Origin of the sequence: Sphingopyxis sp. BE259, from assembly GCF_031457495.1 — a bacterium.
Taxonomy (GTDB): domain Bacteria; phylum Pseudomonadota; class Alphaproteobacteria; order Sphingomonadales; family Sphingomonadaceae; genus Sphingopyxis.
Map to the genome: position 1 here is coordinate 251,758 of NZ_JAVDWM010000001.1, position 26,425 is coordinate 278,182.

32 protein-coding genes are annotated in these 26,425 nt (G+C 65.2%); 22 read left to right on the forward strand and 10 right to left on the reverse strand.

From position 1 onward, the window contains the following. Nucleotides 1–78: 78 nt before the first annotated feature. Together J2X44_RS01280 and J2X44_RS01285 are read right to left on the reverse strand one after the other, a co-directional pair. Nucleotides 79–360: a hypothetical protein gene (locus J2X44_RS01280; RefSeq protein WP_310087475.1), complete on the reverse strand. Its 282-nt coding sequence runs from the start codon at nucleotides 358–360 to the stop codon at nucleotides 79–81. Beyond that, a complete protein-coding gene (locus J2X44_RS01285) occupies nucleotides 357–1,409 on the reverse strand; it encodes a Glu/Leu/Phe/Val dehydrogenase dimerization domain-containing protein (RefSeq protein ID WP_310087476.1) in 1,053 nt (350 codons plus the stop codon). The genes J2X44_RS01280 and J2X44_RS01285 overlap by 4 nt, the downstream gene beginning before the upstream one ends. 120 nt (nucleotides 1,410–1,529) lie before the next feature. Here J2X44_RS01285 and J2X44_RS01290 point away from each other — a divergent pair, with 120 nt between their 5' ends. The 8 genes from J2X44_RS01290 to J2X44_RS01325 all read left to right on the forward strand — a co-directional run bounded on the left by J2X44_RS01290 (nucleotide 1,530) and on the right by J2X44_RS01325 (nucleotide 8,247). Next, entirely contained in the window at nucleotides 1,530–1,994 is a 465-nt protein-coding gene (locus tag J2X44_RS01290; RefSeq protein WP_310087477.1) for an Lrp/AsnC family transcriptional regulator, read from the forward strand. Between the two features lie 109 nt (nucleotides 1,995–2,103). Then, a complete protein-coding gene (locus J2X44_RS01295) occupies nucleotides 2,104–3,300 on the forward strand; it encodes a CoA transferase (protein ID WP_310087478.1) in 1,197 nt (398 codons plus the stop codon). 20 nt (nucleotides 3,301–3,320) lie between these two features. Next, the gene (locus J2X44_RS01300) at nucleotides 3,321–4,550 is read left to right on the forward strand and encodes an acetyl-CoA C-acetyltransferase (protein WP_310087479.1); all 1,230 of its coding nucleotides are present in this window, start codon (nucleotides 3,321–3,323) and stop codon (nucleotides 4,548–4,550) included. After that, nucleotides 4,550–6,139 (forward strand): acyl-CoA dehydrogenase family protein, encoded by a 1,590-nt coding sequence (locus J2X44_RS01305; protein ID WP_310087480.1) that lies wholly within the window; start codon nucleotides 4,550–4,552, stop codon nucleotides 6,137–6,139. The genes J2X44_RS01300 and J2X44_RS01305 overlap by 1 nt, the downstream gene beginning before the upstream one ends. 230 nt (nucleotides 6,140–6,369) lie before the next feature. Next, nucleotides 6,370–6,867, forward strand: a complete 498-nt coding sequence (locus J2X44_RS01310; RefSeq protein WP_310087481.1) for a helix-turn-helix transcriptional regulator — start codon at nucleotides 6,370–6,372, stop codon at nucleotides 6,865–6,867. Between the two features lie 61 nt (nucleotides 6,868–6,928). Continuing rightward, nucleotides 6,929–7,309, forward strand: a complete 381-nt coding sequence (locus tag J2X44_RS01315) for a hypothetical protein (RefSeq protein ID WP_310087482.1) — start codon at nucleotides 6,929–6,931, stop codon at nucleotides 7,307–7,309. Between the two features lie 25 nt (nucleotides 7,310–7,334). Next, nucleotides 7,335–7,748, forward strand: a complete 414-nt coding sequence (locus J2X44_RS01320; protein ID WP_310249174.1) for a hypothetical protein — start codon at nucleotides 7,335–7,337, stop codon at nucleotides 7,746–7,748. Between the two features lie 31 nt (nucleotides 7,749–7,779). Beyond that, complete coding sequence (locus J2X44_RS01325) at nucleotides 7,780–8,247, forward strand: winged helix DNA-binding protein (protein WP_310087484.1); 468 nt, start codon at nucleotides 7,780–7,782, stop codon at nucleotides 8,245–8,247. Nucleotides 8,248–8,326: 79 nt separating this feature from the next. Here the strand turns inward: J2X44_RS01325 and J2X44_RS01330 are convergent, their stop codons facing one another. The 6 genes from J2X44_RS01330 to J2X44_RS01355 form a co-directional block, all read right to left on the reverse strand. Next, nucleotides 8,327–9,073 (reverse strand): FliA/WhiG family RNA polymerase sigma factor, encoded by a 747-nt coding sequence (locus J2X44_RS01330; protein ID WP_310087485.1) that lies wholly within the window; start codon nucleotides 9,071–9,073, stop codon nucleotides 8,327–8,329. Then, nucleotides 9,063–11,186 (reverse strand): flagellar biosynthesis protein FlhA, encoded by a 2,124-nt coding sequence (gene flhA, locus J2X44_RS01335; protein ID WP_310087486.1) that lies wholly within the window; start codon nucleotides 11,184–11,186, stop codon nucleotides 9,063–9,065. Before flhA ends, J2X44_RS01330 begins: the two co-directional genes overlap by 11 nt. Beyond that, the gene (locus J2X44_RS01340; RefSeq protein WP_310087487.1) at nucleotides 11,183–12,007 is read right to left on the reverse strand and encodes a transglycosylase SLT domain-containing protein; all 825 of its coding nucleotides are present in this window, start codon (nucleotides 12,005–12,007) and stop codon (nucleotides 11,183–11,185) included. Before J2X44_RS01340 ends, flhA begins: the two co-directional genes overlap by 4 nt. A gap of 93 nt (nucleotides 12,008–12,100) precedes the next feature. Next, nucleotides 12,101–12,400, reverse strand: coding sequence for a hypothetical protein (locus J2X44_RS01345; RefSeq protein WP_310087488.1), 300 nt, complete (start codon nucleotides 12,398–12,400; stop codon nucleotides 12,101–12,103). Next, complete coding sequence (gene flgM / locus J2X44_RS01350; RefSeq protein WP_310087489.1) at nucleotides 12,397–12,702, reverse strand: flagellar biosynthesis anti-sigma factor FlgM; 306 nt, start codon at nucleotides 12,700–12,702, stop codon at nucleotides 12,397–12,399. Before flgM ends, J2X44_RS01345 begins: the two co-directional genes overlap by 4 nt. Nucleotides 12,703–12,872: 170 nt before the next feature. After that, nucleotides 12,873–13,388, reverse strand: a complete 516-nt coding sequence (locus tag J2X44_RS01355) for a flagella basal body P-ring formation protein FlgA (protein ID WP_310087490.1) — start codon at nucleotides 13,386–13,388, stop codon at nucleotides 12,873–12,875. Between the two features lie 260 nt (nucleotides 13,389–13,648). Here J2X44_RS01355 and flgB point away from each other — a divergent pair, with 260 nt between their 5' ends. The 14 genes from flgB to J2X44_RS01425 all read left to right on the forward strand — a co-directional run bounded on the left by flgB (nucleotide 13,649) and on the right by J2X44_RS01425 (nucleotide 24,454). Beyond that, entirely contained in the window at nucleotides 13,649–13,999 is a 351-nt protein-coding gene (flgB, locus tag J2X44_RS01360; protein ID WP_405053332.1) for a flagellar basal body rod protein FlgB, read from the forward strand. Beyond that, nucleotides 13,996–14,406, forward strand: a complete 411-nt coding sequence (gene flgC, locus J2X44_RS01365; protein ID WP_310087493.1) for a flagellar basal body rod protein FlgC — start codon at nucleotides 13,996–13,998, stop codon at nucleotides 14,404–14,406. The genes flgB and flgC overlap by 4 nt, the downstream gene beginning before the upstream one ends. A 1-nt stretch (nucleotide 14,407) precedes the next feature. After that, entirely contained in the window at nucleotides 14,408–14,707 is a 300-nt protein-coding gene (locus tag J2X44_RS01370) for a flagellar hook capping FlgD N-terminal domain-containing protein (protein WP_310087494.1), read from the forward strand. A gap of 28 nt (nucleotides 14,708–14,735) precedes the next feature. Then, nucleotides 14,736–15,563 (forward strand): flagellar hook-basal body complex protein, encoded by an 828-nt coding sequence (locus J2X44_RS01375; protein WP_310087495.1) that lies wholly within the window; start codon nucleotides 14,736–14,738, stop codon nucleotides 15,561–15,563. Between the two features lie 35 nt (nucleotides 15,564–15,598). Beyond that, on the forward strand, nucleotides 15,599–16,342 hold the full coding sequence (locus J2X44_RS01380; protein WP_310087496.1) for a flagellar basal body rod protein FlgF: 744 nt from the start codon (nucleotides 15,599–15,601) through the stop codon (nucleotides 16,340–16,342). Nucleotides 16,343–16,354: 12 nt separating this feature from the next. Beyond that, nucleotides 16,355–17,140 carry a flagellar basal-body rod protein FlgG gene (flgG, locus tag J2X44_RS01385; protein WP_137751391.1) on the forward strand — a complete coding sequence of 262 codons (786 nt, stop codon included), beginning with the start codon at nucleotides 16,355–16,357 and terminating at the stop codon, nucleotides 17,138–17,140. Then, entirely contained in the window at nucleotides 17,121–17,789 is a 669-nt protein-coding gene (locus tag J2X44_RS01390) for a flagellar basal body L-ring protein FlgH (RefSeq protein WP_310087497.1), read from the forward strand. Before flgG ends, J2X44_RS01390 begins: the two co-directional genes overlap by 20 nt. Nucleotides 17,790–17,802: 13 nt before the next feature. Continuing rightward, nucleotides 17,803–18,912 carry a flagellar basal body P-ring protein FlgI gene (locus tag J2X44_RS01395; RefSeq protein WP_405053333.1) on the forward strand — a complete coding sequence of 370 codons (1,110 nt, stop codon included), beginning with the start codon at nucleotides 17,803–17,805 and terminating at the stop codon, nucleotides 18,910–18,912. Then, nucleotides 18,909–19,235, forward strand: a complete 327-nt coding sequence (locus J2X44_RS01400) for a rod-binding protein (protein WP_310087498.1) — start codon at nucleotides 18,909–18,911, stop codon at nucleotides 19,233–19,235. The genes J2X44_RS01395 and J2X44_RS01400 overlap by 4 nt, the downstream gene beginning before the upstream one ends. Beyond that, nucleotides 19,232–20,557: a flagellar hook-associated protein FlgK gene (gene flgK, locus J2X44_RS01405; protein WP_310087499.1), complete on the forward strand. Its 1,326-nt coding sequence runs from the start codon at nucleotides 19,232–19,234 to the stop codon at nucleotides 20,555–20,557. The genes J2X44_RS01400 and flgK overlap by 4 nt, the downstream gene beginning before the upstream one ends. A 13-nt stretch (nucleotides 20,558–20,570) precedes the next feature. Continuing rightward, nucleotides 20,571–21,401: a flagellin gene (locus tag J2X44_RS01410; protein ID WP_310087500.1), complete on the forward strand. Its 831-nt coding sequence runs from the start codon at nucleotides 20,571–20,573 to the stop codon at nucleotides 21,399–21,401. 88 nt (nucleotides 21,402–21,489) lie between these two features. Next, entirely contained in the window at nucleotides 21,490–22,353 is an 864-nt protein-coding gene (gene motA / locus J2X44_RS01415) for a flagellar motor stator protein MotA (RefSeq protein ID WP_310087501.1), read from the forward strand. Further along, nucleotides 22,353–23,213, forward strand: a complete 861-nt coding sequence (locus J2X44_RS01420; RefSeq protein WP_310087502.1) for a flagellar motor protein MotB — start codon at nucleotides 22,353–22,355, stop codon at nucleotides 23,211–23,213. The genes motA and J2X44_RS01420 overlap by 1 nt, the downstream gene beginning before the upstream one ends. A 98-nt stretch (nucleotides 23,214–23,311) precedes the next feature. Then, nucleotides 23,312–24,454: a sigma-54 dependent transcriptional regulator gene (locus J2X44_RS01425; RefSeq protein WP_310087503.1), complete on the forward strand. Its 1,143-nt coding sequence runs from the start codon at nucleotides 23,312–23,314 to the stop codon at nucleotides 24,452–24,454. Nucleotides 24,455–24,642: 188 nt separating this feature from the next. Here J2X44_RS01425 and fliS read toward each other — a convergent pair whose 3' ends face one another. Both fliS and fliD read right to left on the reverse strand, forming a co-directional pair. After that, the gene (gene fliS / locus J2X44_RS01430) at nucleotides 24,643–25,032 is read right to left on the reverse strand and encodes a flagellar protein FliS (protein WP_310087504.1); all 390 of its coding nucleotides are present in this window, start codon (nucleotides 25,030–25,032) and stop codon (nucleotides 24,643–24,645) included. 11 nt (nucleotides 25,033–25,043) lie between these two features. After that, nucleotides 25,044–26,420: a flagellar filament capping protein FliD gene (gene fliD, locus J2X44_RS01435; protein WP_310087505.1), complete on the reverse strand. Its 1,377-nt coding sequence runs from the start codon at nucleotides 26,418–26,420 to the stop codon at nucleotides 25,044–25,046. Nucleotides 26,421–26,425 lie beyond the last annotated feature (5 nt).

The following is a 26,425-nucleotide window of genomic DNA, read 5'->3' on the forward strand; positions in this document are numbered from 1 at the left end:
CTAGCCCGGTTGTCGCGGCGAAAGTATTCGCAAATGTGACAAACGACCCGGCGCTTTCCCGCGACGCCCCCCCCCGGTTCAGCTTGCCAGGCGGACCGTCCGCAATGCACCTGCGGACGCGGGATCGTCGACCGGGTCGCAGCTGACCTCCGCCACCAATACCGTCTCGCAAAGTTTACCGGCGATGATGCTGGCCATCGTGGGGTCCAGATCGTCGAAATCCGCCGCGATGTGCAGCACGTCGCCCTGCCGCCGCGCCGACAACATGGCCGGAATCAGTGATCGCTGCGCAAACACGCCGATGATGCGCGGCAGCGCCTGGGGGTCCGGCGTCGCGATGATCCGGAACCGCCGCCTCATGCCGCTATTCGGCCCGCAGAGGCGATGAGGCGTTCGGCGGTTTCGTCGGCGACCTGTGCCGGGGACAAGCCGCGGCGCGATGCTTCCGCCAGAATGGCGGCGACGCGCGGGCCGATCTGGGCAACCCGGCGTGCGACGCTGGCGGCGCTTTCGCCCAGATATTCGGCTGAGACGCTGATGATCCCGCCGGCGTTGGCGACATAATCGGGGACATAGGTGATGCCGCGGTCTCGCAGCATGTTCGCGATTGCAGGGGTCGCGAGCTGGTTGTTGGCGCCGCCGCACACCAGCTTCGCCTTCATCGCCGCGACAGCCGGTTCGTCGAGGACGCCGCCGAGCGCACAGGGGACGAAGATGTCAGCGTCGATCGATGCGATGGCATCGGCGCCGACGACGCGAGCGCCGAGAATCGTGGCCAGCCGGTCGCGCCGCCCCGGCGCGACGTCGGCGATGATCAACCGCGTCCCGGCATCGGCAAGGCGGCGGCACAGTTCGGCGCCGACATTGCCGGTGCCCTGCACCGCGACGGTAAGGCCTTTCAGATCCGATCCCAGCGCGAAGGCGGCGCCCGCTTCGATCGCGCCGAAGACACCTTGCGCGGTCCACGGCGAAGGATCACCCCCCGCCGCGGCGCCGACCGCAGCGAGTCCGGCGACATGGCGGGTCTGGCTGGCGACTTCGTGCATGTCGGCGACGCTGGTCCCGACATCTTCGGCGGTGACATAGCGGCCATCGAGCGCTGCGACCGCGCGGCCAAAGGCGTGAAACAGTGCGGCGCGGTCGAACGGCCCGTCGGGACAGCGCAGCACCGCCTTGGCGCCGCCGAACGGCAGACCGGCCATCGCATTTTTGTAACTCATGCCTTCGGCGAGGCGGAAGGCGTCAGTGAATGCCTGGTCGAGGTCGCGATAGTGCCACAGGCGGCAACCCCCGGCGCCCGGCCCCAAGGTCGTCGAATGGACAATGATGATGCCGTCGAGCCCGACGCTTTTGTCTTCCAGACGGACGGTTTCGACGGCGGGCAAACGGCCCGAAGATTGCACAACCATGACGGCCTCCTGTTCTGCGCCGGTTATCGCAGAGGAACCGCGGTCAATCTTGCTCGATTTTTCGACCGTTAGCCGGTATGCTGGTCAATATTTTGCGATCATGATAAAATTGGGGTTGAAATGACCGATCTGGACCCGTTCGAGAAGAATATCATCCGCGAGCTGCAACGCGATGCCAGCCTGACCACCGCCGAGCTAGCCGAGCGAGTCGGGCTGTCGCCGTCGCCATGCTGGCGCCGCATCGACCGGCTCGAACGCGACGGCTATATCAGGGGCCGGGTGGCGGTGGTCGACCGGCGCAAGGTCGGGCTGCACGCGCATATCTTTGCGCAAGTCAAACTCAATGCCCACGGCCGCGCCAACCTCGACGAATTCAGCAACGCAATCGCGGCGTTTCCCGAGGTGCTTGGCGCCTATGTCCTGATGGGCAACATGGATTTCATGCTGCGCATCGTCGCGCGCGACATCGATGCCTATGAGGCATTTTTCTTTGACAAGCTGAGCAAGCTGCCGGGGGTGCAGGAAATCAACTCGACGGTGGCGCTGTCCGAAATCAAATCGACCAACGAACTGCCGATTATCTAGGGCTTGATAGACGGCACCGGCGCGGCGATCGGTTTGACTCGTGCCGCCGGGTGCGCCAGATGGCCCGGCGTGGCAGTTTTGACCATGGCAGAGAGGGGAGCAGCGCCGAATGTACGACCTGCTGACCGGCCTGTCGGTGATCGAAGCGTCGTCCTTCGTCGCCTCGCCGACCGCCGGGCTCTATTGCGCGCAAATGGGGGCGGAGGTGATCCGTGTCGACCAGATCGGCGGCGGCCCCGATTTTCATCGCTGGCCGGTGACCGATGGCAATGACTCGCTTTACTGGGAAAATCTCAACCGCGCCAAAAAGTCGGTCGCGCTCGACTTGGGGCGACCTGAGGGGCGCGAGCTGTTGCAGGCACTGGTGCGTGCGACGGGCCAGTTCATCACCAATTTCCCGGTCGGCGGCTTCTTGTCGCATGAGACGCTCGCGGTGGGGCGGCCCGAGCTGATCACCGTCCGCATCATGGGCTGGGCCGACGGTTCGCCCGCGCTCGACTACACCGTCAACAACAGCGTCGGTTATCCGATGCTCACCGGCTCCGGGTCTGATCCCGTGAACCATGTGCTGCCCGCATGGGATTTGCTCAGCGGTGCCTATGCCGCCTTTGCCTTGCTCGCCGCGATCCAGCGGCGCGGTGCGACGGGCGCCGGCGGCGAGGTGCGGATCCCGCTGTCGGATGTCGCAATCGGCACGGTTGCCAACCTCGGCGGGGTCGCCGAGGTGCTGTATTCGGGCTCCAATCGCCCGCGCCTTGGCAACGCAGTCTATGGCCTGTTTGGGCGCGATTTTGTCACCGCCGATGGCCAGCGGACGATGATCGTCGTGGTGACGCCGCGGCAATGGGTCAATCTGGTCGCGGCACTTAGTCTGGGCGATGCGATCGCCGCGGTCGAGGCGGCGCGCGGCGTGTCCTTTGCGACCGATGACGGCCTGCGCTTCACCCATCGCGACGCGCTCTATCCCTTGTTCGAGGGCGCGATCGCGAGCCGCAACCACGCAGACCTTGCCGCCGCGTTCGACGCGGGGGGGATCGTCCATTCGCCCTATCGCACGATGCTGGACGCGGTGCAGGATGCGGCGCTGGTTGCCGATAATCCGATTTTCGGGGCTGCGGACAACCCCAGCGGTTTTGCCTATCCCGCCGCGGGCGCTTTTGCGACCCTGCCGCAGGACGCGCGCCAGCCACCGCTCCCCGCGCCGCGCAATGGTGAGCATAGCGAAGAAATCCTGAGTAGCCGCCTGTCGCTGTCGTCGGGCGAGATTGCCCGGCTGATCGATGCCGGTATCGTCGGCATAACCTGAAAAACTGGAGACCCCCTGACATGACCCTGCGCCGCGCCGCCATCGTTGCCCCGATCCGCACCGCCGTCGGCAAATTCGGCGGCGCCCTCGCCAGCCTTGATGCGGGACAGCTGGGTGCGGTGGTGTTGAAGGCGCTGATCGAGCGCACCGCGATCGATCCGGCGCGCGTCGACGATGTCGTGTTTTCGCAAGGCTATGGCAATGGCGAGGCGCCGAGCATCGGTCATTGGTCTTGGCTGGCCGCGGGATTGCCGCTCGAAGTGCCGGGCTATCAGCTCGACCGCCGCTGCGGATCGGGGCTGCAGGCGATCGCCAACGCCGCGATGATGGTGCAGACCGGGATGTCCGATGTCGTCGTCGCGGGCGGGGTCGAATCGATGTCGAACGTCGAACATTACAGCATCGATGTCCGCAAGGGCGTGCGCGCCGGCAATCTGACCCTGCACGACCGGCTGACCCGCGGGCGGTTGATGTCGCAGCCGATCGAGCGTTTCGGGGTGATCAGCGGAATGATCGAGACCGCCGAAAATCTGGCGAAGGATTATGGCATCACGCGCGAGGCCGCCGACGCTTATGCCGCGGGCAGCCATCAGCGCGCCGCGGCGGCGTGGGCCAGGGGGCTGTTCGACGACGAACTGGTCCCGGTCGCGGTGCCGCAGCGCAAGGGCGACCCGGTGATCTTTGCCCATGATGAGGGGTATCGCGCTGATGCGACGGTGGAATCGCTCGGCGCGCTGCGCGCGATCGAGGCGAAGACGATCCCCGGCGCGGTGGTGACCGCGGGCAATGCCAGTCAGCAGAATGATGCGGCGGCGGCGTGTCTGGTCGTCGCCGAGGACAAGCTCGATGAACTCGGACTCGAACCGATTGCCTGGTTTCACAGTTGGGCGGCGGCGGGCTGCGACCCCAGCCGGATGGGCATCGGCCCGGTTCCGGCGGTCGAGCGGCTGTTCGCGCGTACCGGGCTGAGCTGGGGCGACATCGATCTGGTCGAATTGAACGAAGCGTTCGCGCCGCAGGTGCTCGCGTGCCTGAAGGGCTGGGGCTGGGCCGAGGACGACAGCCGTCTGGATATGCTGAACGTCAACGGATCGGGCATTTCGCTCGGCCACCCGATCGGTGCGACCGGCGGGCGCATCCTGGCGAATCTGACGCGCGAAATGGTGCGCCGCGACGGGCGTTACGGGCTCGAGACGATGTGTATCGGCGGCGGGCAAGGAATCGCTGCGATTTTCGAGCGCGCCGCCTGATGGATTTGCGACGCGCGCTGCAAGCGGCCGATGTCTATCGCGCCGCCGCGGCGGATGCGCTGACCGAACGGCTGGCGCAGCGCCCGATCGACCGCGAACAGCGCGCGGCGCACGGCTTTGCCTGGGTGGCGACGACGGTGGCGGCGCTGGGCGCGGTGCTGGATTGGTGCGAGGCCGGGGCGGGATCAAGCCCGCTCGATGGCAAGATCGCGCACCTCGCGTTTGTCGAGGGGATCGGTCAGCTCGTCGGCGGGTTGGCGATGGGGCAGAACGAGATATTTCGGCCCGCCGACCTGGGGGTTGGCGCGGCGGCGCGGGCGCTCGCAGATGCATGCAGCGACCTGCTCGATGCCGATCACGCCGCGGTGCGGGCCGAGATCGCGGCGGCGCTCACCGACGGTGACTGGCCTAGCGAGACGCTGCACGATGCCGACCTCGATGCGATCCGCGACCAGTTTCGCCGCTTCACCGATGCCGAGATATTGCCGCACGCGCACGGCTGGCATCTGGCCAACGTCCTGATCCCTGACGCCACGGTGCGGGCGATGGCCGATCTGGGTACCTTTGGCGTCTGTATTCCCGAAGAATATGGCGGGCTGGGCCTGTCGAAACTGGTGATGTGTATCGTCACCGAGGAATTGTCGCGCGGCTGGATCGGCGCGGGATCGCTCGGTACGCGGTCGGAGATTGCGGGCGAGCTGATCGCGACGGGCGGGACGCCCGAACAGAAGGCCGCGTGGCTGCCCCGGATCGCCAGCGGCGACGTGCTGCCGACCGCCGTGTTCACCGAGCCCGATGTCGGATCCGACCTTGGTTCGCTGCAGACGCGGGCGCGGCGTGATGATGACGGGTGGCTCATCGACGGCGCGAAGACGTGGATCACCCACGCCGCGCGGTCGGACCTGATGACCTTGCTCGCGCGTACCTTGCCCGACGCGAAAGGCTATGCGGGCCTCTCCATGCTGCTCGTGCCCAAGCCGCGCGGGACAGAGACCGATCCGTTCCCGGCCATCGGGATGACCGGCAGCGAGATCGAGGTGCTCGGCTATCGGGGGATGCGCGAATATACACTGCAGTTCGACGCTATGCGCGCGCCGACGGGCGCGCTGCTTGGCGGCGAACAAGGACAGGGGTTCAAACAGCTGATGCGGACGTTCGAGGGTGCGCGCATCCAGACCGCGGCGCGCGCGGTCGGGGTGGCGCGGCGCGCGCTTGAATTGGGCCGCGATTATGCCTTGAACCGCAAGCAGTTCGGGCGGGCGATCGTCCACTTCCCACGGGTTGCCGACAAGTTGGCGATGAGCCTGGCCGATTTCGTCACCGCGCGCGAACTGAGCTATGCGGCGGCGCGCGCCAAGGACAGCGGCAAGCGCTGCGACATCGAGGCCGGGATGGCGAAACTGCTCGCCGCGCGCGCCGCGTGGTCGAACGCTGACGCCAGTCTGCAAATCCACGGCGGCAACGGCTATGCGCTGGAATATGAGATCAGTCGCGTGCTGTGCGATGCGCGCATCCTCAACATCTTTGAAGGCGCGGCGGAAATCCAGGCGCAGGTTATCGCGCGCGGGCTGGTCGAGCGGCGCAATTAGGATCTTAGCAAGCACGGGCTGCCCGAGAGTCGCGGCGCTGCGTCAGCCCGCCGGGGTCCACTTCGAGCCGATTGCCGCGCGCCATCGTGCGCCAAAAAAAATTTGCCATGCAACAAGGTTAATGCGAAGGGCGCCAATCGCCGCGAAGCGAGCATTTGGGGGGTATTCCGTTCCGGCCACGCCATGCGCGGCGGGGTGTAACCGCTACCATAACTTGATTTCGACTCGTGATGCTCTATTCCAATTCCGTGCAAGGCGACCCCGACAATTACATCAGCCTGCTGTCGGCCGCGCAGATTGAAACGTTGCGACACGTTTATGAGCACAAAAATTCCAAACAAATTGCCCGGCTCATGCATGTTTCACCGCATACGGTGGACGAACGGGTACGGCGCGTCTTAAAAAAACTAAATGTTTCCAATAGAATAGAAGCGGCTCGCATCTTGGCGGTTAACGGTGTCTTCGATCATGTTACCCCTTATCAGCCTTTGACATATCAATTGATCGACCTAGGCGACTCTCCCCCGCCGGTTGATGCCGAACCGGGGCGCAGTTCGTTTCGGCGACTTTTCGACATCGGTTCGCCATTTCCTACCGCGTCCCAGCCGGCCAACCGGCATGGGTTGATGGAAAGGATTATCTGGCCAATCTTGATTGCGTTCGCGACCATTTTGGCTTTCTCCGCTCTCTATTCGATCCTTGTCGGGCTTGGTCGGGTGATGATCTGATAGTTCGAGCCGAATGCTACGGGGGGGATACCGGTGGCATTCTTTTTCAAGGAAAAAGAACATGCTGAATGAACGCGTTTCTGCGGCGAAAAAAATCGCTTCCGACCTCCACCAGGCCGAAGACGCCATCGACGAAGCGATGATCCGCATTGCACAGCTCGCAGCCACATTGCCCACGGCCCGGCGCGAGACCAACATGTCGGCGATCGTCGGCCAGGCCGCGATGTCCAAAGTGGCCCACGCGCTGGCCGCCGCCGGCGAAGTGCGCCAGTTGCTGACCGACGCGCATCTCGCGCTGACGGTGACGCAAAAGGAAGTTGGCCTGGGGACCCGCATGTTCGGCGCCGGGGTCAAGCCCGCCAGCGCCAAGCTGGTCGACGAAGGCAGCAACGACCAGGCGGCCGCGGAAGTTGCTGCGTTGCCGCTGGCGCAGGCCGTTTGATCATCAGGAAGGGTTAGCAGCCACAATGTGGTCCGTGGCGATTTACTATTTGGTGCTGCTCACAACGGTGGCCGTCGCGATCAAGCGCGGCGGACCGTTTGAGCGGTGGGCGGCCTATACCGCCCTGATCGCCTCGGTTCTCACCAGTGCTCTGACGCCGTTTCCAACCTGGACCGATATTGAACTGAATATCTTCGTCATAGATGTGCTGGTTCTGCTCAGCTTCTGGTTTATCGCCATGCGGACGCAGAGTTTCAGGCCATACTGGATCACCGGCTGGCAATTGATTGCCATTTTCGGCCACATCCAGAAATTCATGTTCTCGGAGATATTGGCGCGACCCTATTCGCTCCTGTCAGTTTATATATCCTATCCGATCCTGTTGCTGATCATCTATGCAGCGGGATCGTCCAGCCGGACGCGTGACGTTACAGCCTGATGTGCGTTGCCCCCTAGGGGGACGTCCTCTCATGCAGCAATTTTCGAACCAGGAAGTGGCCGAGCTGAAGTCGCGGATCGACGAGATTCACGAACTGCTGGCAGGCCGCGGTGGAGAATTGCCGGCGCCGCGGTCGCAACCGGCGCTGCTCAACCAGCTGTCGTTCAGCATCCAGATCCGCCGCATCCGTCGCAGCCATTTCGGCAGCAGCGAACTCGCGGGTCCGATCTGGGACATGATGCTCGACCTGATGTTGGCCGAAAGTCAGGGCCGTGCGCTCAGCGCCAGCGATCTGGCGACCGGGGCGGGCGTGCCGCTGTCATCGGGGCTGCGCATGATCAGCGCGCTCGAACGGCTCGGACTTGCGACACGCTCGACCGACGAGCGCGATCGCCGCCGCACGATCGTGGCGCTGACCGTCAGCGGCACCGACCGCATGGCAAGCTATTTCGAAAAAATTGGCGTCGCCTGGCAGGATAACCAGGCACTGGCCGCCTAGGGCGGACCCCAGCTCCCCCCGACCGGGTGCGATGCCGAACGGGTCGCACGCCGCACCCGGTCACCCTGTCTATCTGACCTCAGTCGGTCATCTGGCGCATCATGCGATCGACCTTGGCCATCGCCTCGCGCTTGATCTGGCAAATCCGGGCCGCGCTGACGTCAAGGGTCAAGCCGATCTCGTGCAGATTGAGTTCTTCAAAGAAATAAAGCTGCAAGACCATCTGCTCGCGATCCGACAGGCAGGCGATGCACTGGCGCAGCGCGCCCATCAGATTGTCCTGTTCGCATTGATCGTCGGCGCCGACGCGATCGTCGGGCAGCAGGAAGGCGCCAATGTCGGTCAATTCGTCGAGCGACGTCGAGCGGCCGTGGGTCGCATTGCGTTCGAGCGCGAAATAATCTTCGGCCGACAAGTCGAGCGCCGCCGCCATTTCGGTGGCGGCGGGGGCGCGCCGCAATTGCTGTTCCAATGCTGCGCGCGTCGCCTGGATGCGTTTGGCGGCGACCATCGCCGACCGGCCGACGTCGGCCTCGCGGCGCAGCTGGTCGATCATCGCGCCGCGGATACGGGTCGTCGCATAGGTAGCAAAGGCGAAGCCACGCTCCTCGTAATTCTGGCTCGCCTCGATCAGCGCGATCAGCCCGGTCTGGATCAGGTCGTCGAGTTCGCTCGTTCGCGACACCCGCGAAAAGACCTGCCAGGCGATCTTGCGGACCAGCGGCGCATATTCCTCGACCAGCGCCTCGACGCTTTCGCCATAGCCGCGCGCGCGCGGGACGCGGCCCGTCGGCGCCGCGAATTGCTCGGCGAGCTCAATTCTCATGCACTTGGTCCTCCATATGGGCGTCCGGCCCGGTCGCGAGACGCGGCACTTCGGCGCCGATCGTCGCGACGATTTCGGTCTGTTTGCTGGCCGGGATTTCGAGGTAGGAAATCACGGCGACGTCGGGGAAGGTGGCGCGGATCAGCCGCGACAGCGCCGACCGGCAGATCGGCGAGGCCACCAGCGCGAAACTGCGGGTTTGGAGCAGCAGCGGTTCGACCGCCTGCCCGACCTGTTCGATGATCTTCATCGCCATGCCATGTTCGAACGGCCATTCGGCGCCAGGATTGGCGCGCACCGCCTGATTGAGCAGGATTTCGACATCGGGGCTGAAGGTGACGACGGGCAGCGGCATACGGCTCGGCACGATGGTCTGGACGATCAGCGCCCCGATGCGCTGGCGCACCGCTTCGACCAGATCGGCCTCGCCCAGCTGCTGCGCCGCGGTCGCGACCATCGCTTCGGCAATTTTGCGGAAATCGCGCAGCGGCACCCGTTCGATGAGCAAGGATTTGCACAGGCTGGCGACGCGCGGCAGCGCATAGCCCTGCGGGCTGAGGTTCTGCGCCAACTGCGGATAATGGATCTTCAGATTGTCGATCAGCGCCTGTGCGTCGTCGATGCCGAACAGGTCGGCGGCCGCGCCGACGATGCTGTTGTTGAGGTGGGTGGCGACGACGGTGGCGGGATCGACGACGGTATAGCCCGCCGCGATCGCGTCATTTTGCGTCGCCTTGGGAATCCACAATGCGTCGAGGCCGAAGGTCGGATCCTTGCACGGCCGTCCCGCGACTTTGGTGATCAGATCGCCCGAATCGAGCGCCAGCATCTCGTGCGGGAACACCTCATCCTCGCCGACGATCACCCCGGCGACCGAGATGCGATAGACGTTGCCGGGCAGCGACAGATCGTCGCTGACCTTTACCGGCGGGACGACAAAGCCGAGTTCCTTGGACAATTGGCGGCGAATGCCGGTGATCCGCGTCATCAGCGGCGCGCCCTTGCGCTCGTCGACCAGGCTGACCAGCGCATAGCCGATTTCGAGCTGGCACGCGCTGGCGTCGCTGACATCGGCCCATTCGATCAGCGACGGATCGGGGGCGATGGCGACCGGCGGCGGCGCTTCGGCAATGGCGACCGCGCTGCGGCGCAATTGCCAGCCGACCGCGAACGAAAGGGCGGCGGCGGGGAGGATGAGCAGCTGCGGCATCGCGGGGACAAGGCCGAGGATGAACAGGATCGCGCCAACCGCCAGCCACACCGACGGGGCGGCGAACTGGCTGCCGATCTGACCGTTCAGATCGAGCGGCGAGGCGACGCGGGTGACGATGGCGGCGGCGGCGATCGACAGCAGCAGCGCCGGGATCTGCGCGACCAGCGCATCACCGATCGCCAGCGTGACATAGTTGCTGCCGGCTTCGGAAAAGCTGAGGCCATGGCTGAAGATGCCGAGGATCAGGCCGCCGACGATGTTGACGAACAGGATCAGCAGCCCGGCGATCGCATCGCCCTTCACGAATTTCGAGGCACCATCCATCGAACCGTAGAAATCGGCCTCGGTCGCGACTTCGACGCGGCGCGCCTTGGCTTCCTCGGGGCTGAGCAGTCCGGCGTTGAGATCGGCGTCGATCGCCATCTGCTTGCCCGGCAAAGCATCGAGGGTGAAGCGCGCCGACACTTCGGACACGCGCCCGGCGCCCTTGGTGATGACGACCATGTTGATGATCATCAGGACGAAAAAGACGAACAGCCCGACGACATAATCGCCCCCGATCAGCACCTGGCCAAAGGCTTCGATGACATGCCCCGCCGCCGCGGTGCCCTCGTGGCCATGGACCAGCACGACGCGGGTCGAGGCGACATTGAGCGCCAGCCGGAACAAGGTCGCGAGCAACAGGACGGTCGGAAAGGACGAAAAGTCGAGCGGCTTGGCGGCCGACAAGGCGACCATCAGGATCGCGAGGCTGATCATGATATTGGCGACGAAGCTGATGTCGAGGATCAGCGGCGTCACCGGAATCACCATCAACCCGACCAGGATGAGCATTCCGACGGGCAGCGCCGAGGCGCCGGCAATGCGGCCTATATTGCCCAGGTTGAAGCCGGCGGTCATGCCGCGCCGCCCGACAGCGAAGCGAGCCGCCGATAGGCATCGGCGGCAAAACCCATCGACAATTTGCGGGGCATCGGCTGGATTTCCATCATCTGCAGCGGCGGACGTCCGCCGCCGCTCGCCAGGCCGCTCGAACTGCTCGCCGAAGCGTGCCAGCCAGCGGGGGCGAAGGGTTTCATATTTTCGGTCTTGCCGCCGTTTTCGAGCTTGATGCGAAAGCGGTCGCGAATCTCGGCCAAGCTGCGCATGCTGCCGTCGGGGGCGTAAAACACCGACCGGTTGGCGGCGGCGGCCTCGGGCATCATCGGCGCGCCGGGCTGGTCGGGATTGGTGTCGAGCGCGGTCAGAAATTTGGCGGCGCCGCCGCTGCCAAGAAAATGCGCGAGATACAGATCGACGGGTTCGGCGCTGCGGCCGATCCGGCTTTCCAGATAGTCGCGATTGTCGCCGGTCAGCGCCGCGGCCATCGTCGATGCCGCGGCGGGATCGTCGCGCAGGTCGAAAATCTGCTGGCGCAGCGTCGGATCGGTAACCGTCAGTCGCCCTGCTGCATCGCGGCCGATCGCATCGGCGGCCCACGCCATGCCGTGATTGGCGCCGTGGCGGTCGAGCGTCGCGAGCCAGGTCTGTTTGGTGAACTGATACAGCCCGCGCGCCGACGAGGTCGCTGCTTTCGCAGTGGGGTTATAGCCGCTTTCGACCCGCGCAACGTCGACCAGATAGTCGAAATCGACGCCGGTGCGCGCCGACGCCATTTGCACCGCGTCGATGACGGGGGCGGCGATACGGCGACCGGCCTGGGGATTGTTGATTGCGTTCATACATCGGGTTCCGCTGGTTCAGCAGGGCTATCTCAGCAATCCCGACGCAATCATCGTGCCATTTACGGTTAACGGCAGAAACCCGTTTGATAATCAGTAGCTTAAAGCGGCTCCGCGCGGATGGGTGCCGCGGATGTCATGGTTTCTGTCAATCCGCTGACGCGTCCAATCCTTGAGCACGTTGACGCGGATCGCCGCGGCTTCGAGCTGGCGCAGCGTCTTGCCGATCAGCAATTGGGCGCGTTGTTCGCTGCCGCGCGGGATGCCCGCACCGCGAAACAGGATCACCGCGGTCGCCAGTTCCTCGGTGGCGGCGATGATCGCGCCTGCGTCGTGGCCGTCGAGCGCATCGACCAGCGTGTCGAGCCGCGATTGCACATCGTCGAGCATCATTCGCCCCCGCCGGTGTGGAAATCGATCATTGCGCTGGCGATGATGGCGGGGTGGACGCCGTAATTGCCGTGGGCGATGGCGTTGCGCAGCGACGCGACGCGCGCCACATCGACCGGCGGCGCCTGATCGGCAAGGCCGCTGGCCAGCCGGATCAGCCGCGCGGCTGGCAGGCTGTCGACCACCGCAGCAGGCCGCGCCACGGCGGTCCGCGCCAGGGCAGGCGTATCGCTGGTGGCGCTGCGCAGCGGAGCCGTGCGGGCGATGCCGCCGACGGGTCCGATCTTGCTGCTGTCACCCGACATAATTGCCTCCATCCGATGCCGTCAGAAAAGTGACGGCGCGGTTCACAAGGGCTTTAACGGATGCCGGTTCGACCGATTAAGGCGGTTCACCGCAAAAAATCAAAAGAAAGGCCCGGTGGCGTCGGAATGCCGACAGCCACCGGGCCAAAGGGCAGGGTAAGGGGTGGGGATCAGTCGTCGAGTCGGGCGCGGCCCGGCCCGATGACCGTGGCGCTCAGCGACGATTTGGCGTCGTTGCCGCGCAGCGCGATCGTCTCGCCGACGCGGCCGTCTTCGGCGGCGACTGCGGCATAGCTGATCGAAAAACTCTCGGTATCGATCGTCACCCGGACATTGTCGCCGCGGCGGATGACGGGGGCGCTGGCGACGGGGCGGCTATAGCTGGCTGCCATCGGGACGGCGCCCGCCGGAGCGGTCATCGGCACCCGTAGCCGCCAGCCGAGCGACGCGCAGCGAACTGCCAGCGCGTTGGCATCGATTGCGGTCACCGACGCCTGTTCGGGACAACGCGCCAGCTTGATGCGGCGGTCGACCGGGGTCGCGGTGCGGCCCATCGCCTTGGCGACCATGTCGGTCAGCACGTCGATGGTCTGCCAGTCCTCGCTCGCCTGCTGGGCGTTAGCGGGAAGGGCGGCGGCGCACGCGAGCAGGCCGATGGCCAGGCGCTGGGTGATAATATGGGACACGATCCATCTCCTTCGGTCCAAAATGGTCACCCGCCATTTTGCAGGAAGCGTGCCAGTCGCGGTTTGCCGCGCGATTGGCGGCGATCGCCGCCGCCGCCGTCGGTTTTTTGACGAGGGCGCCAAGCCACCATTTGGCAAATCCATTAAGCATATGAAAATGATAGATAAAATCATTTTGGCACGGCGGTTGCATCGTTCTTTGTGTTTTCCGCGCGTCCGGGTCGCAATCCGGCCTGGGCCCCGGTGAAGGGAATTTGATGATGGCATCCGAGAAACTCTTTGGCCTGCACGCGACGGCGCTTCAGCTGCGCAGCCAGCGCATGATGATGCTCGCGTCGAACATCGCCAATGCCGCGACCCCGGGATACAAGGCCCGCGATCTCGATTTTTCGAAAGCGCTTGATCTGGCGCAGCAGGGCGGTTCGACCGCCGATGCGATGGCGGGCGCCACTGCTTACCGTGTCCCGGTGCAGGCGTCGCTCGACGGCAACACCGTCGAAATGGCGACCGAGCAGACGGCGTTCGCCGAAAACGCGCTCGCTTATCGCTCCAGCCTTTCGTTCCTCAGCGGCCGCGTCAACACGCTGACCCGCGCGCTCAAGGGCGAATGACGATGACCAGCAATTTCTCGGTCTTTGACATCAGCGGGCGCGCGATGTCGGCGCAGCTCGTCCGGCTCAACACCACCGCATCGAACCTGGCGAACGCCGGAACGATCGCGGGCAGCGAAGCCGAGGCCTTTCGATCGCTGAAACCGGTATTTCGCACCGTGATGGACGGCCAGGGCCGCGCGACGGTCCAGGTTGATCAGGTGACGACGTCGAAAATGGCGCCGTCGAAGCGCCACGATCCGGCGAACCCGCTCGCCGACAAGGACGGCAACGTCTGGGAAGCCGCGGTCGATAGCGCCGCCGAGCTGGTCGAGATGGTCGAAACCGCGCGCCAGTATCAGAACAATGTCCAGGTCCTGGAAACCGCCAAGGGCCTGATCAACGAAACTCTCAGGATGGGACAATAAGATGGCCGTCAACAGCGTTACCAATGCCAACAACGTCGTGCTCCAGCCGAAGGGCGCCGGGCAGCAGATGGGGCAGAGCGATTTCCTGCGCCTGATGACCGCGCAGCTGTCGCAGCAGGATCCGTTCAACCCGGTCGATAACCAGCAGATGGTTGCCCAGATGGCGCAATTTTCCAGCCTGGCCGGGATCAGCGAAACCAACACGACGCTGCAACAGATTTCCGAGCAGCTCGCGGCGCAGACCCAGCTGCTCAAAGACATCAAGGCTGCCACCCCGGCGCCGACTACCCCCGCCATTTAAAAATCCACCATCCAAGGAAGGATAAGTCATGTCATTCTATACCTCGCTTTCGGGCCTCAAGGGCGCCCAGACCGACATGTCGGTCATCTCGAACAACATCGCCAACGCGGGATCGATCGGCTTCAAGCGCAGCAAGGCGCAGTTCGGCGACATTTTTGCTTCGTCGCCGACCCAGTCGACCAAGATGATCGCGGGTCAGGGCCAGCGGCTGAACGGCATCACCCAGCAGTTCACGCAGGGCTCGTATGAATCGAGCGAAAAGACGCTCGACATGGCGATCGTCGGCGAGGGCATGTTCGTGGTGAAGGGCGATCCGCCGCGCGAACAGGTCACCTACACCCGCAACGGCGCGTTCACCGCGACCCCCGACCGCAATGTGATCGATTCGACGGGCCAGAAGCTGCAATTGCTGCCGGTCGATGCCAATGGCAACGTCACCAACAACACGCTGGCCGGGGCGTTTGATTTTGTCCTGCCGCCGGGCGCGCCGAGCGATCCGACGGCACAGCTGGTCAATGTGTCGATCGGCCTCGACGGGCTGGTCACCGCGACCTTTGCCAATGGCGAAGCCCAGACGCTTGGCAAGGTGGCGATGGCGACCTTCCCCGCGATGGAGGGGCTGCGCCCCGTCGGCGACGCGCATTGGCAGTCGTCGGGCGAAAGCGGCGCACCGACGATCGACGCCGCAACCAACGGCCCGATGGGGGCGATCCGGTCGGGCGCGCTCGAACGATCGAACGTCGATATTACCGAAGAACTGGTGATGCTGATCGGCGCCCAACGCAATTTCCAGGCGAATGCCAAGGCGATCGAGGGCGCGTCGCAGCTGTCGCAAACCATCATCAACATGCGCTGATCACCCGCGATTAGCCGCCTGCCGGGAACCGTCAGATGGACAAGCTCATCTATACCAGCCTCACCGCGATGCGGGGCAGTCAGGCCCGGCAGACGGCGGTCGCCAACAATCTGGCGAATGCCCAGACGCCGGGATTTCGCGCCGACATGGCCGAGGCGCAGGCGCTGTGGCTGAACGGCAGCGGCACGGGCGCGCGCGCCATGGCGTCGGAAGAAGTGATCGGCGCCGACATGCGCGCCGGCACCGTCACCGCGACCGGGCGCGACCTCGACATCGCGGTGCAGGGCGATGCCCTGCTCGTGGTGCAGGCGAAGGACGGCACCGAGGCCTATACGCGGCGCGGCGACCTGCAGGTATCGCCGAGCGGACTGCTGACCACCGGCGACGGCCATCCGGTTCAGGGCACGCAGGGTCCGGTGACCTTGCCCCCCGCCGACGCGGTCTCGATCGATGTCGAGGGCCGGGTGTGGATCGTTCCCGCGGGCGGCGACGCCGAAAATCCGCAAGAGGTCGACCGGCTGCGGCTGGCGACCCCGACCGGGTCGGACATCGCCAAAGGGCTGGACGGACTGTTCCGCGTCAAGGGCGATGGCATTTTGCCCGACGATCCGGAGGCGCGGCTGATCACCCGGTCGATCGAAGGATCGAACGTCGCCGCGACCACCGCACTGGTCGAAATGATCGAAGCGAGCCGCAGCTGGGACAACCAGCTCAAGCTGGTCAGCGATGCCCGCGACATGGACAGCGCCACCGCCAATCTGATGCAGCTCCCCCGTTAAGGAGATTATGAAATGAGTTTCGGTGCCTTGCACGTCGCACGAACCGGTCTGGATGCCCAGGGCTTCCGGATGCAGGTGATCGCCAACAACCTGGCCAACGTGAACACCACGGGCTTCAAGCGCGACCGCGCCAGCTTTGAAACGTTGAGCTATCAGATGATGACAGCGCCGGGTGCGCCGTCGTCGGCCGAAAACCGTTATGCGACCGGGCTCAATCTCGGCACCGGCGTGTCGCTGGGCGGCACGTCGCGGATCGATACGCAGGGCACGTTTGCCACCACCGGCAACGCCCTCGACATGGCGATCGACGGCGCTGGCTATTTCCAGGTCGAAATGCCCGACGGGCGCACCGGCTATACCCGCGCCGGCAATTTCGGCCGCTCGCCCGACGGCACGATCGTGACCTCCGACGGCAAGCCGCTGACCCCGGCGATCCAGATTCCCGAGGACAGCACCAATGTGTCGATCGGCGCCGACGGCACTGTGTCGGCGACCGGCGCCGACGGGACGCTGACCGAACTCGGCCGGATCGAACTCGCGCGCTTTGCCAATCCGGCGGGCCTCCAGGCGATCGGCGACAATATGCTCGTCGAAACCGCCGCCTCGGGCGCGCCGCAGGTCGGCGCCGCCGGGCAGGAAGGCCGCGGCAGTTTGCGCGGCGGGATGCTCGAGGGATCGAACGTCAACGTCGTCGAGGAACTCGTCGACATGATCGAGACGCAGCGCGCCTATGAGGTCAATTCGAAGATGATTCAGGCCACCGACGAGATGATGAAAAATGCCGCGCAGACGCTCTAAGCTGTCGGTTGGCGCGGCGTTGGTCCTCGCTTTCGTGCCAATTGGCGCGGCGGCGAAGGACAAATTGCCGCCCGATGCCTTTGCGGCTGCGACGCCGGTTCCCCCGGCACCGCTGCCCGGCAATGGCTCGATCTTTCAGGGCAGCTATGTGCCACTGACGTCGGGCGGTCGCGCCGGGCAGGTCGGCGACATTCTGACCATCCAGCTCGTCGAGCGCACCGCCGCGACCAAAAGCAACGCCGCGGGAACGCAGCGCGACGGCAACATTGGCCTGACACCCCCGGCGACCGGGCCGCTGTCGCTGTTCAACCCCAGCGATATTGCAATGGGCGGCGGCCAGGCGTTCAAGGGCAAGGGCGACGCGTCGCAATCGAACGCGCTGTCGGGCGAGGTCAGCGTGACCATCGCCGCGGTCTATCCCAACGGCACGATGCTGGTGCGCGGCGAAAAGCTGCTGACGCTCAACCGCGGCGACGAACGCGTCCAGATCTCGGGCATCGTCCGCGCGATGGATATCAGCCCCGACAACCGCATCCTGTCGACCCGCGTCGCCGACGCCAATATCCGTTACGTCGGCAAGGGCGAGATTGCCCGCGCCAGCCAGCAAGGCTGGCTCCAGCGTTTCTTCTCGATCATCAGCCCGTTCTGAAAAGGATCATAAAGTGTTCCAGCGCCCCACCCTGTTCGCCCTGATCGCGCTCCTGTTCGCCAGCCTTGCCTTTGCGGCGCCGGCGCAGGCGCAGCGCATCAAGGACATGGGCCAGTTTCAGGGGCTGCGCGCCAACCAGCTCACCGGTTACGGCATTGTTGTCGGGCTGGCGGGGACCGGTGACGACAGCCTCGACTATTCGACGCTGGGGATGAAGGGCGCGATCTCGCGCTTTGGCCTGACCTTGCCGCCGGGGGTCAACCCGGCGCTGAAGAATGCCGCGGCGGTGATGATCACCGCCGAACTGCCGCCCTTTGCCAAGCCGGGTCAGCGCCTTGATGTGACCGTCTCGGCGATCGGCAAGGCGAAAAGCCTGCGCGGCGGCACGCTTGTGCTCGCGCCGCTCTACGGCGCCGACGGCCAGATTTACGCGATGGTGCAAGGCAACCTCGTCATTGGCGGGCTTGGCGTCGATGCCGCCGACGGATCGAAGGTGACGGTCAACGTCCCGTCGAGCGGCCGCATTGCGGGCGGCGCAACGGTCGAACGCGCCGTCGATACCGGCTTTGCGTCCAGCGACTGGCTGACCTTCAATCTTCACCAGTTTGACGCGACCAATGCCAAGCGCGTCGCCGACGCTATCAACGCCGCCATCCCGGGTAGCGCATCGATGATCGACGGCGCCAGCATCGCGATCCGCGCCGCGGGCAATGGCGATGACCGTATGCGATTGATGTCACAGATCGAAAATCTGGGCGTCCAGCGCTCCGAACCCTCGGCGAAAGTCATCGTCAACGCGCGCACCGGCACGGTGGTAATCAACGGCGCGGTGCGCGTCGGCACCGCCGCGGTCAGCCACGGAAAGCTCACCGTTTCGATCAAGGAATCGCCGACCGTCGTTCAGCCCGCGCCGTTCAGTCGCGGCGAAACCGCGATCGAACCGTCGAGCGAGATCGAGGTCGCCGAGGATGTGCGCCCCGCCTTTTTGATGAAACCCAATGCCTCGCTGTCGGAACTCGTCGACTCGATCAACCGCCTGGGCGTGTCGCCCGGCGACCTGGTCGCGATCCTCGAGGCACTCAGCCAGGCCGGTGCCCTTACAGCAGAATTGGTGATCATATGACGACGCCTGTTTCTTCCGCACCTGCGGCGCGGTCGTTCGTTCCCGCTTCGGCGACCCCCACACTCGCGGGCGGCGGCGGCGATGGCGGCCTGCGCAAGGCGGCCGAGCAGTTCGAGGCGGTGATCCTGCGCCAGCTGCTGGCGTCGATGCGCCAGGCGAAGCTGGGCGACGACATGCTGGGGTCCAGCGCCACTGACAATTTCCGCGAAATGGCCGACGCGCGCACCGCCGATTCGATCGCTGCGATGCGCCAGTTCGGCATCGCCGACATGGTCGAGCGTCAGTTCCGCGGTCGCCTTGGCAGCGCAGGAGGCGTCCAGTGAGCGATCTTCTTGGCATCGGGTATAGCGGGCTGAAGGCCTATTCGCGGGCGCTATCGACAATCGGCGACAATATCGCCAACGCCCAGACCCCTGGCTATGCGCGGCGGCGGCTCGACATGATGGAGCCGGTCAGCGGCAGCGATTCGGTGTTCTATCGCGGCAATATCAACCCCAGCGGGGTCGAGATTCGCGGCGTCAGCCGGTCGGTCGATGCCTGGCTGATCGAGGATTCGCGCATCTCTGGCGGCGAGTCCGAACGGTCGGCGACCAAGCTCGGCTGGCTGGACAAGGTCGAAGGCGCACTGAGCGATGAGACCAACGGCATCAAGACCGGCCTGACCAAGTTGTTCACCACCGCCGACCAATTGACCGCCGATCCGGCGAACAAGACGTTGCGCAGCCAGTTCCTGCAAGCGGTCGATGATGTCGCATCGGGCTTTCGCACCGCAGCGGGCCAGCTCGACAAGATGGCGGACGGGATCGAGGGCGCGGCGACCGCGACGGTCCAGGATTTCAACACCAATCTGAATGCGCTCGAACAGATCAACATCGGCCTGCGCAAAGCGCGGCCGGGATCGACCAACGAGGCGAGCCTGCTCGACGAGCGCGACCGGTTGCTCGACAAATTGTCGTCGCAGGCGGGCGTTAGCGCGACCTTTGAAAACAATGGATCGGTCACGTTGCGCGCTGCCGGGTCGGGCGATCTGCTCGTCGGCGGCGGCGTGGTCAATCCGATCGCGGTGACCGCGGCCGCCGATGGACGTCTGTCCTATAGTGTCGGCGGGTCGCCGCTGGCGATCGCAACCGGTTCGCTTGCCGGACAGGCCGAGGCCGCCAACCATGTCGCCGACCAACGCGCCAGCCTGGACACGATGGCGACCGGCTTTGCGGCGCAGCTCAATGCCGCGCATCAGGCGGGCAGCGATGCCAATGGCAATCCAGGGTCGCCGCTGTTCACCGGGACCAGTGCGGCGACGCTGGCTGCCGCGGCGCTGACCCCCGAACAGGTCGCCGCCGCCAACGCATCCGGCGGCAATGGCAATATGCTGGCGCTTGGCGCGCTGCGCGGCGCCAATGATCCCGAATCGCGCTGGTCGGGTCATCTGGCGACCCAGGCACAGACGACCGCCGCGGCGCGGGCGCAGGATGCCGCCGCGATGACCCGCGCCGATGCGTCGGCAGCGGCGCGCGACGGGGTGAGCGAGGTCGATCTCGACAAGGAGGCGGCCGAACTGCTGCGCTTCCAGCAAGCCTATCAGGCCGCGGCCCGGACGATCCAGGTCGCGCGCGAAACCATGCAGACGCTGCTGAGCTCGATCTAGGGGAGAGCGGACAATGATTAACGCCGTAGGCAATCGCATGACGCGCGAAATCGCGCGCCAGCAGAAGCTCGCCGATCAGATCGAGCGGACGCAGATCCAGATTTCGAGCGGCAAGCGGCTGCAACGCATGTCCGACGACCCGGTGTCGGCGCGGCGGGTCGAAACGATCGGCACCACCCAGGCCAGCATGACCGCGTGGAACGCCAACATCAATTCGGCGTCGGCGCTGGTGGCGCAGGCCGATGGCGTGATGAAATCGGTGAGCAATCTGATGACTCGGGCGCGCGAGCTGACCCTCGCCGCGGCAAATGATTCGGCAAACCCTGCCGATCGCGCGGCGATCGCCGCCGAACTGGGGACGATCGCCGACGAAATCGACAGTCTGGCCGCGACCCGCGATTCAAACAGCGAACCGTTGTTCGCCATCGGCACCGCGCGCGTCATGCGGTTCGATGCGGACATCAGCTTTGCGCCCGTGCCGGCTGCCGCCGATGTGTTTGTCATCGCAGGCAACAGCCTGTCGACCGGGATCCGCGATGCGGCGACGGCGGTCGCGGCGGGTAACAAGCCGGCGATTGGCACCGCGCTGACCGCGCTCGAGACGGCGATCGGCCATGTCGCCGACCGCCACGCCACGCTCGGCCTGTCGGGCGGGCGGCTCGACCGCATCGGCGACGGGCTGGCGGCGCGCGGGATCACGCTGAAAGACGAACGCTCGTCGGTCGAGGATACCGACCTGTCGGTCGCGATCGCCGAACTCAATGCGCAGGATCTGACACTGGGCGCCGCGCAGGCAGCCTTTGCCAAGATCAACCGCCAGACCTTGTTCGATATTTTGAGCTGAGCGCGCTCAATGTCGCGGCGCCGCTGCCGTTAAGCATAAAGACGTCTTGTGAATTTGGGGCCGCTGGCCCGAATGGAGTTGACCCCGCATGTTTCCCGTAATCGGCATCGTCGTCTTGATCCTGCTGGTGTTCGGGGGCTTCGCGCTGACCGGCGGCAATCTCGGCCCCGTCATGCACGCGCTGCCGCACGAAATGCTGATCATCGGCGGCGCCGCCATCGGGTCGCTGATCATCGGCAATTCGGGCGCCGACCTGAAGGCGCTGGGCGGCGGGCTCGCGAAGGTGTTCAAGGGGCCGCAATACAAGAAACAGGATTATCTCGACTGCATACTGCTCGTCTCGACCTTGATGAAGATGATGCGGACCGAGGGCCCGGTGGCAGTCGAACCGCATATCGAGGATCCGAAAAACTCGGCGCTGTTCCAGCAATATCCAAAACTGCTGAAGGACGACACGCTGATCCACCTGATCTGCGACACGCTGCGTCTGGTCGTGGTGTCGTCGGGAACGCTCGATCCGCACGCGGTCGAGGATGTCATGGACGCGGCGCTGAAGAACCATCACCACCACGCGATCAAGCCCGCCGACGGCTTGCAGAATCTGGCCGACGCGCTGCCCGCGCTCGGCATCGTCGCCGCGGTGCTGGGCGTCGTGAAGACGATGGGATCGATCGACAAGCCGCCTGAGGTATTGGGCGGGATGATCGGGTCGGCGCTCGTCGGCACCTTCCTCGGCGTGTTGCTCGCTTATGGCCTTGTCGGTCCGTTCGCGACGCGCGCGCGCACGGTGATCGAGGGCGATGGGGCGATGTATCATACGGTCAAGCAATTGATCGTGGCATCGCTGCACGGCCACCCGCAGCCGTTGGTAATCGAGGCCGCACGCTCAGGGGTCGAACATGCCAACCAGCCGAGCTTTGCCGAAGTGTTTGACGGAATGCGCGGCCGCTGATGGCAGCGCGCCCGAACACCCCGCCGCGGCCGATCATCGTCAAGAAGATCATCGAGGCACCGCACGCCGGCCACCATGGCGGGGCGTGGAAGGTTGCCTATGCCGATTTCGTGACCGCGATGATGGCGTTCTTTCTGCTGATGTGGCTGCTTGGCGCGACGACCGAAAAGCAGCGCAAGGCGCTCGCCGACTATTTCGCGCCGACGATCGTCGAGACGAAGCAGGGCAGCGCGGGGTCGAACGGGCTGTTCGGCGGCGATTCGATCGTATCGGCCGATGACTATCCGCACGCCGCGGGCCAGACCGGGACGCGTTCGATCACCATCCCCAAGGATGCCGTAGGCGGCCCCAAGGAAGCATCGGGGCGCGAGAGCGAAAAGATGAAGTTCCAGCAAGTCGCCAAGTCGCTCATGGAACGGGTGCAGAAACAGGGCGACCTAAAACGCCTGGCGCGCAACCTGCGCTTCACCGAAACCGTCGAGGGCATGCGGATCGACGTCATCGACGACGCCGATTTCTCGATGTTCGCCAGCGGCACCAGCCAGCTGACCCCCGAAGGCGCCCGGCTGTTCAGTGAAATCGCCAAGCCGGTCGCCGAGGTGACCAACCAGGTGATGGTCCGCGGCCACACCGACGCGGCCCCTTGGTCGGCCAAATCGGGCACCAACAATTGGCGCCTGTCGGTCGACCGCGCCGAGATCGTGCGACACTATCTGGAGTTCCGCGGCGTCACCGCAAACCGCTTTTCGCGCATCGAAGGCGTCGCCGATCGCGAGCCCTATATCCCCTCCGACCGATTCGATCCGCGCAACCGCCGCATCTCGATCACGCTGGGCTGGCGAACCGCCGCCGACAATTAGTGCCAATCTGGCAGCATATCGGATCGTTAACGACGCGAAAGCGCCATCAATACATCCAATCTGGCAATAACCCTTTGTTTTGAATGGGTTATGATCGAGTGGATAATCTTTTGTTTACCACTTTCGTCAATCTGTGGGTCCATCGAAAAGGCGCCGAATTGGGGGGCGCGGTGGAGACCGAAATGACCGTGGGGCAGAACAACAGTGCAGCGCTCGAGGCGCTGATCATCGGCAGCAGCGCGGCCGCCGCGCAGCTGCGCGACATGATCCGCCGCGTGGCGCGGTCGAATGCTTCGGTCATGCTCTGCGGCCCGTCGGGTTCGGGTAAGGAACTGGTGGCCCGGGCGATCCACGACGAAGGCGTCCGGTCGGGCAAGGCTTTCTCGGCGATCAACTGCGGCGCCATCCCCGGCGACCTGATCGAATCCGAATTGTTCGGGCATGAAAAGGGCAGCTTCACCGGCGCCCACGCCCGCCGCATCGGCCATTTCGAAGCGAGCGAAGGCGGCACGCTGTTCCTCGACGAAATCGGCGACATGCGTTTCGACATGCAGGTCAAACTGCTCCGCGTGCTGGAGGAACGGACGATCGTCCGCGTCGGCAGCAGCGATGTAAAGGCCGTCGACGTTCGCGTCATTTCGGCCACCCACCAGGATCTCGGCGCCGCGATCGCCGATGGCAAATTCCGCGAAGACCTGTTCTTCCGGCTCGGCGTGGTTGTGTTGCAGGTCCCCAGCCTCGCCAGCCGCGTCGAGGATATTCCCGCCCTCATCCGCCATTTCCAGCGCAAGATGCCGGGCGAGGCCAAGTGCCGCTTTGACGCCGATGCGATGGTCCTGCTGATGCAGCACCGCTGGCCGGGCAACGTCCGCGAACTGAGAAATTTTGTCGAACGCGCCAGTGTCCTGCACGGCGGCGAGACGCTGGGTGCCGACGACGTCGCCATCCTTTTGAACCCCACCGCAGCGCTTGCGCCGCGGCAAACTGTCCCCAGCAGTTTCGCCGCGGTGCAAGCCAGTGCGGACGATCATGGCCATGCGGTGCCGCACAGCAAGGCACCCGCACCGGGGCGCCCGATCGACCTCAAGCGCGAGATCGAGACGATCGAGCTCGAACAGATCCACGTCGCGCTCGACCTGGCCGACGGCATCATTTCCGAAGCCGCGCGCCTGTTGACGCTGAAGCGCACGACGCTGATCGAAAAGATGCGCAAATATGGGGTTCAGCAGCAGGCGGCCTGACCGGCGCCCGCGACACGAGTTTCAGCACCCGCTGAAAAAAGGGGGCTCTGGTCCGCCCCTAATCACCCGGCCGCCCGTCCCCACCCTGGGCGGCCGGGTACCCAGCGGGATCTTTTGAAACGGCATCGGCCCGCTTCCCCATTTTCGGGAAGCGGGCCGATCCTGTTTTCAGTCGCGTGGGATTGCGGTCAGCGCAATTGACGCCACGCCGCGCTGACCGTCAGCACGCCGTCGAGCAGGTCGGACAGGGCTTCGCCATCATTCTGCGCGACGGCATCGTCGAGCTTGCGGCGCATGCTGCGATAGACCCGCGACAAGGCGGCGGCGACGTCGCCGCCGGCGTCGCGGTCGAGCCCCGCGTCGAGCCCGATCAGGATCGCGCGGGCGCGGTGGGCGGGTTCGGTAGCCGAAATGCGCTGACCTTGCCGGACCATCGACGCCAGCACGCCGATCGCGGTTTCCAGCTCGTCATAGAGCATGGTCACCAGCTCGATCGGGTCGGCGGCGGCGGCGCGGCTTTCATGCTGCAAGCGGCGATAGAGCCCGGTCGCCCGGACGGTCGAGGCGGTAGCTGTCACGATCGATGTCCCTAATCGTTACCCTGGTTGGTCCAGAGTTTGATCTGTTGTTCCAGATAGGTTTGCGTGGCCTTGAATGCCGCGAGCCGCGCGTCGAGCGAGCCATATTGCTTCTCCAGCCGGGCCCGATAGGCGTCCTCGCGCGTCTCGATCGTCTCGAGCTGATCGGCCAATGTTTCCTTGCGGGTGTCGAGCGACTTGCTGACCCGGCCGATCACCCCGTCGGTCGCCACCGCCTTGTCGCGGATCGCATCGAGGACAAAAGCGATGCCGGGGTCGCTGGCCTCGGTCCGGCCGCCGTCGCGGCGCGGGTTGAACAGCGCCTCGACCGCCCCGGCGTCGCTGGCGAGCACCTGCGCGAGCTTGACCTCATCGACCATCAGCAGACCCTCCTTGGTCGTCGAAACGCCGATGTCGGTCAGTTTGTTGATGCTGCCATGGCTTGAAATGACCTTGCCGACCAGTCCCGACAGTTCGCGCTCGAGTTCGCGCAGCGCCGTCGTCGATCCCGACAGGCCGGCGGCCGACGACAGGCTTTTCTTCAGCTGGTTATAGACCGAGACGAAATCGCCGACGGTCTGTTTGATGATGTCGAGCGGGCGGCTGGCGCCGATATCGACCGGCTGGCCGGGCGCGGCCTTTTTCAGGGTCAGCGACATGCCCGGCACCACATCGTCGATGATGTTGGTGCCGCGGCTGAACGCGACGCCGTCGAGGGTGAATTCGGCGTTGGCGGCGCTCTGGCCCAGCGTCATCCCGCCGCCCGCGCCATAGGCAAAGGCGGAGAGGCCGGGATCGGCGCCGGCGTCGGCAGCCAGGGTAAAGGCGTTGGCGGCCCCCGACGGACCCTTCAGGATCAGGCGATGGCCGCCCTCGTCGGCGATGATCGATGCGGTAATGCCGCCGCCGCTAGTGTTAATCGCGCTGGCCAGCCCGTCGAGACTGTTGTTGGTGCCATCGATGGTGATCGTCTTGGCGACGCCGCCGACGGTGAGCGTCATCGTGCCGGTGCCGATCGCCGCGGTGCGGTCGGCGACGACCCCCGAATAGCTGCTCTGCGCGCGCGCGAGCTGGGTGACGACGATGGTTGCAGCGAAGCTGTCGGCGTGGAGCCCGGCGCGCGCGGTGGCGCTCAGCACGCTGTCGTCGGACACCGTCGGGGTGCTGCGCAGCGTGCCGTCGCTGACCATCTGGCCCAACGAATCGGCAAAGCCGTCGAGGTCGGATCGCGCCTGCGCCAGGGCGCTGATCCGCGTCTGATTCTGCTGGGTCAGCGTCGTGATCCGCGCGACCTTTGGCTCGCGCGACGCGGCGGACAGGTCGGTGACCAGCTGTTTGATGTCGATGCCCGATCCGGCGCCCAGGCTGTTGGCAATTGAACTGACCATGACGA